This is a genomic window from Micromonospora sp. S4605, from assembly GCF_003176715.1.
Classification (GTDB): Bacteria; Actinomycetota; Actinomycetes; order Mycobacteriales; family Micromonosporaceae; genus Micromonospora; species Micromonospora echinaurantiaca.
This window is the reverse complement of sequence record NZ_QGSW01000334.1, coordinates 1-10442: the sequence shown is the minus strand read 5'-3', so window position 1 is coordinate 10442 and position 10442 is coordinate 1. Positions and strand designations below refer to the sequence as shown.

The window sequence follows — 10442 nt, the reverse complement described above, 5'->3', positions numbered from 1 at the left end:
GGGTCCGGCCGGTGCCCGCGCTGGTCGCGGCGATCGTGCTGGCGGCGGGCGTCGCCGTCGCCGGCTGGTACGCCGACCGCGCTGCCGACCGCCGCGACGCCGCCGTACGGCAGGCACTGGCCACCGCTCCGGCGGCCGCCAAGGCCATCTTCTCGTACGACTACCGGACCTTCGACGACAGCGTCGCCAACGCCCGGACCTTCACCACCGGCGCCTTCGCCGACGAGTACGCGCAGACCACGGCGACGTTGAAGCAGACCGCCACCAAGCAGCAGGCGGTGGTGCTGGCGGAGGTCACCTCGACCGGCGTGGTTACCGCCACCGCCGACCGGGTGGAACTGCTGGTCTACCTCAACCAGTACCGGCGCAACGTCACCACGGCGGGGGAGAAGGTGGACCAGAACCGGGTAGTGCTCACCCTGGAGCGGGTCGACGGCGACTGGAAGGTCACCCGGGCCACCGCCGTCTGACCGTCGCCGACGCCGGCCACGGCAACGCGGCCCAGCGGGATCCGGACTGTCGCCGCCGGCTCGACTAGGCTTTGCGCACAGGCGACGGTGGCGGGAGGCGACCGTGGGCAGGGAGAGCTGGCTCGACGTGGATCCGGCGGGCCTGGCGGGCCTGGCGGACCGGATGACCGGTGTCGCGGAGCGCCTGGCGGCGGTCGAGTGGCCCGACAGCGGCGAGTTGCCCGCGACGGCGGGCCCGGACGGTCGGCCGCTGCGCGAGGCGGCGACGCGCTGGCTGGACGAGCTGCCCCGCGCCGCCGGCGAGCTGCGGGAACTCGCCGGCATCGTCCGACAGGTCGCGGGTTCGGTGCGAACGGTGGACGAGGAGATGGCAGCCCAGCTGACCCGCCTGCTCCGGGACGTCTCCGATGGCCGGTGACCTCCACCGGCGGCTGGCCGGAGCCGCCACCGACGCGGCCGACCGGTGGGCGGACGCGGCCCGGGCCGCCGGGCAGGCCGCGGACGAGCTCCATCGGGTGCACCGTGACCTGCCCGCGCACTGGCGGACCGGGGTCGGGCTCGACAACGTCGATGAGACGCTGCGCCGCCTGGTCCGGCGCCTGGAGGACGCCCACGACACCTACCGGGCCGTCGCCGAAGCGCTGGCGATCCGGGACCGGGAGGTGGCCCGGGCCGAACAGCTGATCAGCCGGACGGTGGCCGAGGCGCACCAGGTGGGGCTCGTCGTCACGCCGGACGGCGAGGTCGTCGCGCCGGCCGCCGGCGCCGCGCCGATGGCGGTGCGGGCGCTCGCCCGGCGGCTCTCCGCCGCGCTCGCCGAGGCGATGGCCCACGCCGAAGCGGCGCGGGCCCGCGCCGCCGACGTCCTCGCCTCGCTGGCGGCGTCCCGCTGACCCCGGCGGGGGCGCTGACCCCGGCGGGGGCACCGACCCGCCGGGAGATCAGGACTCGGCGAGGGCGGTCTGGATGAGTCGGGCACCGTCGCGGCGGCGCACCAGTGTGCCGCGACCGGGTGGCATCGGCTGCGGCCGGAGGGTGCCCAGCACCTGCCCCTCCTCGCGGTTGCCCGACATCAGCAGCCCGGGTGAGTCCAGCTCGCGCAGCCGCTGGAGCACCGGCTCGTAGAGCGCCCGGGCTAGGCCGCCGACCCGGCGGGCGAGGATCAGGTGCAGGCCGATGTCGCGGGCCTGGGGCAGCAGATCGTGCAGCACGCTGAGCGGGTTGTTGCCCGCCGACGCCACCAGGTCGTAGTCGTCCACCAGGATGAACAGTTCCGGCCCCCGCCACCAGCTACGGGTCCGTAGCTGCTCCGTCGTGACGTCCGGGCCGGGCAGCCGGTTCGTCATGGCCTCCCGGATCGAGGCGAGCGCCTGGGCGAAGCCCTGGTTGGACGGTGCGTACTCGAGGAGGTGCTCGGCAGGCACGGCGCCGAGCAGGCTGCGACGGTAGTCGGCGACCACCAGCCGGGCCTCGGCCGGCGTACGGCGTGCCACCAGCTGTTGGGCGACCAGCCGGAGCAGGTTGCTCTTGCCGCACTCCGCGTCGCCGAACACGGTCAGGTGCGGGTCGCTGTCCAGGTCGAGGTAGACCGGCGCGAGCGAGGCCTCGTCGACGCCGATCGGCAGGCCCGCGGCGGACGGGTCGCTCACCTCGTTCAACTCCGCCCGGGTGAGGCGGCGCGGCAGCATCCGCACCGGCGGCGCGGCCCGGCCCGGCCAGGCCTCGGCGACCTGGTCCGCCAGCGCGGCCGTCGCCTCGGCCAGGTCGTCGACGCTGTGCTTGCCGTCGAGGCGGGACAGGGCGGTGAGGAAGTGCAGCCGGTCCCGGGTCAGGCCGCGGCCCGGCGCCGCCTCCGGGACGTTAGCCGCGGTCCGCCGGTTGAACTCCGACTCGTTGGGATCACCGAGCCGCAGCTCCAACTTGGTGCCGAGCAGGTCGCGCATGCTGAGCCGCAGCTCCGACCAGCGGATGGCGGTGAGCACCACGTGCACGCCGTACTGGAGCCCGCGCTGGGCGAGGAGCGTGACGGTCTCCTCGAGCTCGGCGTACTCCAGGCGCAGGATGTTCCAGCCGTCCACGACGAGGAACACGTCGCCGAACGGGTCGTCGGGGAACTCGCCGGCCGCGCGCCGCTGGCGGTAGCTGGCCATGGACTCGACCCCCTGCTCGGCGAAGCGGGCCTCCCGCCCGTCGAGCAGCGCCACCACCTCGGCGACCGTGCGGCGCACCGCCTCGGTGTCGCGGCGGCCGGCCACCCCGGAGACGTGCGGCAGCGCCGTGAGGCTGCGCAGCGCGCCGCCGCCGAAGTCGAGGCAGAAGAACTGCACCTCGCGCGGGGTGTGGGTCAGCGCCAGCGAGGCGAGCAGGGAGCGCAGCATGGTGCTCTTGCCGCTGAGCGAGGCGCCGACGACGGCCACGTTGCCGCCGGCCCCGGCGAGGTCGACGAGCAACGGGTCGCGGCGCTGCTCGTACGGCCGGTCGACGACGCCGACCGGCGCGGTCAGCGACCCGGCGCCGACGGTCGACGTGAGGCCGCGTGCGGGCTTGCGGGTCAGCGGCAGCAGCTCGTCCAGGGTGGGTGGCTCGGCCAGCGGCGGCAGCCAGATCTGGTGCGCGGGCGGCCGGCCGGCGCGCAACTGGTGCACCACGACGTGCAGCAGGCTGCGACCGGCGAGTTCCGGGGGCACGGTCGCGCCGGCGTCGACGCCGGTGAGGGCCGGCGGCCCGGAGACATACGTGGCCCGGAACCGGGTCATCGCGGCGCCCGTCTTCAGGTAGCCGTGGCCGGGGGCGTTGGGCAGCTCGTACGCGTCCGGCACGCCGAGCACGGTGCGGCTCTCGAACGCGGAGAAGGTACGCAGGCCGATCCGGTACGACAGGTGGGTGTCCAGCCCGCGCAGCCGCCCCTCCTCCAGCCGCTGGGTGGCCAGCAGCAGGTGCACCCCGAGCGACCGGCCCAGCCGGCCGATCATCACGAAGAGATCGATGAAGTCGGGTTGCGCGGCGAGCAGCTCGCTGAACTCGTCACAGATGATCAGCAGGCTGGGCAGCGGCGCCAGCGGCGCGCCGGCGTCCCGAGCCCGCTCGTAGTCGAGCCGGGAGACGTAGTTGCCGGCCGTCCGCAGCAGCTCCTGCCGCCGGACCAGCTCGCCGGCGAGCGCCTCGCGCGTCCGCTCGACCAGGGGGAGCTGGTCGGCGAGGTTGGTGATGACCGCGCTGGTGTGCGGCAGTCCCTCCAGCGAGCTGAAGGTGGCGCCACCCTTGAAGTCGATCAGGACGAGGTTGAGGTCGGCCGACGAGTGCCGCGCCGCGAGCGCCACGACGATCGTACGGAGCAGCTCGCTCTTGCCCGAGCCGGTCGCGCCGACGAGCAGCCCGTGCGGCCCCATCCCGTCCTGCGCCGACTCCTTCAGGTCGAGCAGCACCGGCGCCCCGCCGTCGTCGACGCCGATCGGCACCCGCAGGTAGTCCGGTCCGAGCGGGGTCCGGTGCCCCGCGAAGCTCCACAACGCGGCGTAGTCCGGAATGCCGAGGACGGCCAACGGCTCGTCCGGCGCCCTGGTCGGGTCGGGGCGAGCGTCTACCCGGCCGGCGTCGACCCGCGGCATCCCCCAGGCCTCCGCGATCACCGACACCATCGCCCGGGCCCCGCCCGTCGGCCGAACCTCGGTCTCGATCTCCGTCTCCGGATCGGTCCCGCTGACCGTGAGGTCGGGCAGCGCCACCCGGAAGGTGCGCCGGCCGTAGAGGGCCCAGCCCGGCACGTTCATCGGCAGGCGGGCGGCCTGGTCCGGGTTGACCCGCGACTCGTGCGGCTGCGACAGCCGGGTCTCGATCCGGGCCTGGGGCAGCTCCAGCAACTCCTCCGGGATGACCCGCCAGCTGCGTTCGAGCACCACGACGTGCAGCCCGTAGCCCAGCCCCTTGTTCGCGAGGTCCACCACCCGCGGAGCGAAGTCGGGCAACAGCGTCGCGAAGTCCTGCCACCGGTCGACGACCAGGAACACGTCCGGATAGGGGTTGGCCTCGACGCCGGCCCGCCAGGCCCGCAGGCTGGCCGGCGACTCCAGCTCGTGCCGCCGGAACAGCTGCTTGCGGTCGAGGACCTCCTGTTCCAGCAGGTCGAGCAGCGCGCGGACCTCACCGACCTCGTCGTCGCCGACGACCGCGCGGACGTGCGGCAGCCGCCGCATCGGCCCGAGCAGGTTCCCGCCCGACTCCAGGCAGTAGAAGGCGACCTCCCGGTCGGAGTGGGTGAGCGCCAGCCCGGCGATGAGGGAGCACAACAGCGTGGTCTTGCCGGTGCCGGTCCGGCCGACGAGGAGCAGATGCCCCTCCGCGGCGGCCAGGTCGAGCCAGACCAGCTCGCCGGCCGGCTGGTCGATCCGCTGCGCCTGACCGATCGGCACCTTCAGCAGCCCTCGGCGCCGCCAGTCGGTGGCGCAGAGCTTCACGTCGCCACCGGGTTCCAGCGGACCCAGCAGGTCGCCGAGCCGCGGCTCGCGTTGGTCCCGCCGGCGCCGCTGGCGGTGGTGCCCCTCCCGGGACAGCGCGATGTGCACCTCGTCGCTGGCCTGCCCGAACTGGCACGGTGACTGGGAGGAGGTCCGCTTCGGCAGTTCCAGCCGCACGTACCGCCACAGGTCGTCCGGGGTGATGCGGCCCTGCCCGGTGATGTCGGCCGCGCCGGTGCTCAGGCCCTGGATGATCGTCTCGGTGAAGGCCGAGCGCAGCCGCGACGTGGTCTCCGAGGCCGGCCGGCCGTCGTCGGCCCGCTCCACCGAGTTGGTCGCGGTGATGACGTAGCGGCCGTAGCCGGTGCGCAGCTCGCCGTCGATGGCCAGGTCGTCGGTCGTCTTCAGGCCGTGCCCCTCGAAGGCGCCGCTGTAACAGCAGTCCAGCAGGATCACGGAGCTGGCGGCGTCCGACTCGTCGAGCAGTTCCCGGACGAAGGACGCGGACACCGCCGTCGAGGAGAGGTGGTCCACCTCGGTGTTGGCGACCGCGAGGTAGAGCCGGCCCCGCTTGCTGCTGCGCACCCCGTGGCCGGAGAAGTAGAGCAGGACCAGGTCCTCCGGCCCGGCCGCCCGGAGCATCGACTCGATCGCCCGCTCGATCGAGCTCTTCGACTCGTTCTCCAGCAGCACGGTCTGGTCGAAGGCGCCGACGTCCGCGTCGGCCAGCAGGCTCAGCAGGTCACGCGCCTCTTCCCGCGGTGCGTAGAGGTCCGTCAACGACTCGTCGATGTAGCGGTCGTTGGCGATCAGCAGGGCGCGGCGCTCTCCCACGGGTCAGTTCCCGGCGGTGCCGCCACCGTGCTGACCGGCCACCGGCCGGCGCTCCGGCTGGGCCGGAAGCTCGGTGGTGGCCGCCGGTGTGCCGCCGATGAGCTGCGTCAGCTCGGTGACGAGACGCGCGTCGACCCGGGTCGACCCGGTGATCACCAGCTCGTTGTCGCCGCTGCGCAGCGTGATCGACCGGGCCTTGACCCGGTCCGCGTAGGCGACGGCGACGTACGCGAGGGCGCGCAGGCTCGCGGCCGAGAAGAGGCCGCCCACCGCCAGCATCCCCAGCTCCCACGCCTGCTGCGACTTGCCGTGCCCGTCGGCCGCCGACTGGGCGTGCGCGATCCGCAGCCCCGGCACCGTACGCAGGTCGTCCGCCAACTGGCGGGCGAACTCGTCCACCCGCTCGGCGGGCGTCGACGGTCGCGGTTGGATCGACAGCAGAAGCTCGGCCACAGCACACCTCCGTACGGGTGTCTACATTCAACACCACCGCCGCGACGTCGATGGCCGTCGTCTGCCGCCGGCTTCCTAGCGTGCGGCGGACAGGTCGGCGAGGATGACGTTCGCGGCGGCGAGCACCTCCCGGTGGTCGGCGCCGGCGGCGAGCGCGGCGAAGTAGACGGTGTCGACGGCGCCGGCCAGCGGGTCCTCGTGGGCCGCGGCCCGGACCGCCGGCAGCGCGATCGCCTGCTGCGAGCAGTTGGGGGTGCCGTCCGGCGTCGTGACCGTGGTGGACGGGACCCGGTCGTCGGCCCACAGACGCGCCCACGCCTGCTGGTCGTCGTCGAACGGTGGCGGCAGCGGCTCGCCCCGCTCAAGGGCCGTCAGCGCCCGGGCGATCCAGCCGATGCCGGTCAGGCCGGCGAGGGCGCACGCCTGGCGGGCGCCCCAGCGGGCGACGGCCCGCTGGACGTCGGGGGCCGCGTCCGCCAGCGCATCGAGGAACGGGCGATCCAGGCGTGCCAGACCGATCGTGTTGGCGGGCACCCGGCGGAGGCCGTCGGACGGCGGTGCGCCGCCCCACCGGCGGGCCTCGAACTCGAGGTGACGACGGCGGTTCCGGGCGGCGGTGGCCGCCGCCCTGGTCGCGAGTTCGGCGAGCACCGGTTCCCACGGGTGCGGCGTGCCACCGCCCCCGGCCGGAGTCTCCAGGAGGCGGTCGAGCAGGTGGTCCCAGACCAGCCCGAGCAGGATGGCGTCCGACGCCGGGACGCCGCGGTGAACGACGGCGAGGCCAGCCGTGCCGTCACCGGAAGCCGGTGTCACGCCGACCTCGACCGTGCTGTTCCGGGCGTCGGGAACCGGGCTCGCCGTGCCCGGCTTCGGTACCCACCGCCACCGGGCGACCAGTCCGCCGTCCGCGGCAACGGCCTGCAGCCTGACCTCCAGCCCGCCGACCGGCAGCACCAACTCGTCGCCCTGGACGGTCGCGCCGAGCAATTCGGCCGGGCGGCTCAGCAGGTCGGTGGCGCGGTCGACGGCCATCGTGCGATGCCGTCGTACCACCGCCCGGTCGGCGGGCGGGTGGACCGGCGTCTCGCCGTTCCCGGTGGCCGCCCGGCGCAGCGCCACCTCCCGAGGGTCGGGATCGGCCAGGGTGACCAGCCGGACCATCGCCCAGCCGGCGGCGCGCGCCGGGTTCGGCTGCCAGGCCGGGGAGGGCAGGTCGTCGCGACGCAACGTCCGGAACCCCGGATCCTCGTCCACCGGCCAGATGGTGACCTGGTACCGCTCCGGGCCTTCCGGTACGGCGAGAGTGCCCTTCCGCGTACGGTCCCGCGACTCGACCCGGACCCGGAACAGCCCCGGCCCGCCCACCTCCACTTGGCGCAGCGGCGGCGGGCAGTCGCCCATCAGCCCGCACACGCTGACCCGGCCGTCCGGCAGCCACACCGTCGCCTCGGCGCCGGCCTGCCACCCGTGGTGGTCGTCCTCGGGCGGTGCCGACCCGAGGAGCGTGAGCCGCACCCCGACATGACCGGTGTGCGGACCGGTCAGCACCGTGAGCTGACTCCGGCCGGTGACCTGGAGCAGGTCGTCGCCGACCGTGTAAAGACCGAGGTCGTCGCCGCGCTCCGCTCCGCCGCCGACCTGGAACTGGTGGTACGACACGAACACCGGGGTGAAGCCCTCGTCCGATTCCACCGCCCGCCTCCTCGCTCCGGTATGGGCCGCATCATGGCAGCACCCCCCGACCATCTCGATGGCGCCGGCGGTGGGCGTCAGCGGCGGCCTGCGCGGAGCCGGCGCAGCGCGTACAGGACGGCGCTGGCCAGGAACAGCACGCCGCTGACCAGCAGCCAGCGGCCCAGGAAGGGCTGCTGGTCCTGGCCGGTCGCGGCGCGGTAGGTCGGCCCGCCCTGCCGGAGGATGCCGGGCAGGTAGACGAGGAACAGCAGGCCGGCGGCCAGGGCCGGCACCCGGATGTGGTTCACCAGCGAAGGCCCGGCCGCCGGAGGGTGGACGGCTCCTCGCAGGGCCCGGTCGGCCAGCGCGTAGACCGGGAAGAGCACCAGGTCGTGGGCGATCGCCGCGCCGACGAACCAGAGCAGCATGGCCCCGGCGGTCGGCTCCCCGGCGAGCCGCAGCGCCACCCATCCGGTGACCGCGAAGGCGATCGCCGTCAGCAGCAGGTGCCGCGCCCCGGCGCCGTACGCCGCGCGGAACCGGGAGCGCACCTCAGCCATCGCCACGGGTCCGGAACTCGATCTCGCTGACCCACTTCGTGCAGTGCACGCCGGGCAGCGCGGGGACGATGATCCGCGCCGGGAAGCCGTGGTCGGGGGAGAGGTCCGCCCCGTTGACGGTCAGCGCGAGCAGCGAGTCGCCGTCGAGGACCTGGTTGGCCTGCAGCGTCGCCTGGTTGAACAGCCCGGCCCGCTCCAGCGAGCGGACGTGCGCCGAGCTGAGGTCGCCCGCCCCGGCGAGCGCGACAAGGTCGCGCAGCCGGACGCCGGTCCAGGTCTGCAGGGTGGACCAGCCCTCCACGCAGGCGATCGGCAGTCGGGCGGTGTGCTGGGGCAGGGCCAGCAACGCCGCACGGTCCAGGGCGACCGTCCGCCCGCCGGCCCGCAGCGTCACCCGCCACCCTCCGCCGGTGTCGTCGTCCCGGACGCCGGCGGCGGCAGCGGTGCGGTTGACCGGGAAGCCGTTCGGTCCGCCACCGGGCTCCCGGCCGCGGGGCAGCAGCAGGGCCGTGCGACGCCACGCCCCGTCCAGACTCTGCCCGACGGTGAGCGTCCCCAGCAGCAGGGACAGCCCGCCGACCAGGGCGAGGGCGCCGCGCCGGCTGATCGTCGCCGCCCCGGGGTGGACCGGCACCAGCCCGTCCGGGTCCGGCGGCTCGGGGTGGGTGCCGGACCGCGGGGTGGCCAGCTCGCGGCGGAGCGGGCGGGACCGCAGCGCGGAGACCAGCCGCGGCAGCTTCAATCCCACGTGCGCGACCAGCGCCGCGGTGAACACCCAGGCGCCGTAGTAGTGCGCGGTGTAGAAGTCGAACCCGAACAGGTACGCGTACTGGATGTCCAGCAGCCCGGTGGCGAACTGGAACAGGATGCCGCCGACGAGCAGGAGCAGCGACAGCCGCTCCAGCACCTGCGCGACCGAGCGGGCCGGCGGCCAGTCGAACAGTTTCGGGATGACCGACCAGAGCTTCGCCAGCACCACCGGGACCAGCATGATGCCGAGCGCCACGTGCAGCCCCTGGGTGAGCCGGAACAGCCAGGACGGGCGGGTCGGCCAGTCGAACGGCGGCAGGCGCAGCCAACCCACGTCGCGGGGGAACGCCTGGCCGAACTGCGGGCTGTAGGCGGCGTAGTCGAGCAGCCCGGTGACGATCACCAACGGCAGGGTGACCAGCAGCACCGCCCCGAACACGCTGGTCAGCCAGGGGCCGCGCAGCGGACTGCGCCAGCGGCCAGCCACCGTCGCGGCGCCCGGTGGGGAGTGCCGCGCCAGGAACCGCCACCACCGTCGGGGAAAGCCGTACGCCGCCCGGTCGGACCCCGGCGTGGCCGGGGCGCCGCCGGGCGGGGAGCCGCTGTCGGTGCTCACTCCCGCAGGCTAGAGGCGGCGCCGGCGGTCGGGCCCCGGTTGCGCGATTACCGGATCCTTACCGCCCGCGCCCGCCGCCGCCACCGGCTCGGCCCCGCCACCACCGTGGCCAACGCACCGCATCGGCCACCGCCACCAATGTGTCCACCGGCGGGGGTGGGCGATGTTTCGAGGTGCTTACGGGCCCGGCGAACCGCCCCGGCGGCGGCGCCGGCCGACCTACCCTGACCGGATGCGGGTACTGGTCACCGGCGCGGCCGGGTTCATCGGGTCCCAGGTCGTCGACCTGCTCACCGGCGCGGGACACGAGGTGGTGGCGCTGGACGCGCTGCTGCCCCAGGCGCACGGTGCCGGGCTGCCGGAGTGGAGCCGTCGGCACGCCCCGGTGGTCGGCGACGTCCGCGACCCCGACCTGCTCGACCGGTTGCTGTCCGGGGTCGACGCGGTCTGCCACCAGGCGGCCATGGTCGGCCACGGGCTGGACCCGTCCGACGCCCCGGCGTACGCGAGCCACAACGACTACGGCACGGCGGTGCTGCTGGCCGCCATGCACCGCGCGGGTGTGCGCCGGCTGGTGCTGGCCAGCTCGATGGTGGTCTACGGCGAGGGTCGCTACGAGTGTTCCCGCCAC

Annotated in this window: 9 protein-coding genes; 4 read left to right on the top strand and 5 right to left on the bottom strand. The window is 74.7% G+C overall.

The annotated features are described in order from the left end of the window. From DLJ47_RS35985 to DLJ47_RS29095, 3 genes are all read left to right on the top strand, one after another. Positions 1 to 470: hypothetical protein (locus DLJ47_RS35985; protein WP_199236049.1), on the top strand; the 470-nt coding region annotated here is incomplete at its 5' end. 103 nt (positions 471 to 573) lie between these two features. Further along, the gene (locus tag DLJ47_RS29100; RefSeq protein ID WP_109904727.1) at positions 574 to 888 is read left to right on the top strand and encodes a hypothetical protein; all 315 of its coding nucleotides are present in this window, start codon (positions 574 to 576) and stop codon (positions 886 to 888) included. Continuing rightward, positions 878 to 1363: a hypothetical protein gene (locus DLJ47_RS29095; protein WP_109904725.1), complete on the top strand. Its 486-nt coding sequence runs from the start codon at positions 878 to 880 to the stop codon at positions 1361 to 1363. The genes DLJ47_RS29100 and DLJ47_RS29095 overlap by 11 nt, the downstream gene beginning before the upstream one ends. Positions 1364 to 1411: 48 nt before the next feature. Here DLJ47_RS29095 and eccCb read toward each other — a convergent pair whose 3' ends face one another. The 5 genes from eccCb to DLJ47_RS29070 form a co-directional block, all read right to left on the bottom strand. Beyond that, entirely contained in the window at positions 1412 to 5758 is a 4347-nt protein-coding gene (gene eccCb / locus DLJ47_RS29090; protein WP_109904723.1) for a type VII secretion protein EccCb, read from the bottom strand. A 3-nt stretch (positions 5759 to 5761) separates the two neighbouring features. Next, entirely contained in the window at positions 5762 to 6211 is a 450-nt protein-coding gene (locus DLJ47_RS29085; RefSeq protein WP_109904721.1) for a hypothetical protein, read from the bottom strand. Between the two features lie 75 nt (positions 6212 to 6286). After that, on the bottom strand, positions 6287 to 7903 hold the full coding sequence (locus tag DLJ47_RS29080) for a hypothetical protein (RefSeq protein WP_109904719.1): 1617 nt from the start codon (positions 7901 to 7903) through the stop codon (positions 6287 to 6289). 77 nt (positions 7904 to 7980) lie between these two features. Beyond that, on the bottom strand, positions 7981 to 8445 hold the full coding sequence (locus tag DLJ47_RS29075; RefSeq protein ID WP_109904733.1) for a hypothetical protein: 465 nt from the start codon (positions 8443 to 8445) through the stop codon (positions 7981 to 7983). Beyond that, positions 8438 to 9811: a molybdopterin-dependent oxidoreductase gene (locus DLJ47_RS29070; protein ID WP_199236048.1), complete on the bottom strand. Its 1374-nt coding sequence runs from the start codon at positions 9809 to 9811 to the stop codon at positions 8438 to 8440. The genes DLJ47_RS29075 and DLJ47_RS29070 overlap by 8 nt, the downstream gene beginning before the upstream one ends. 232 nt (positions 9812 to 10043) lie before the next feature. Between DLJ47_RS29070 and DLJ47_RS29065 the strand changes: the two genes are divergently transcribed. Then, a partial coding sequence (locus tag DLJ47_RS29065; protein WP_146228218.1) for an NAD-dependent epimerase/dehydratase family protein occupies positions 10044 to 10442 on the top strand: 399 nt, incomplete at its 3' end.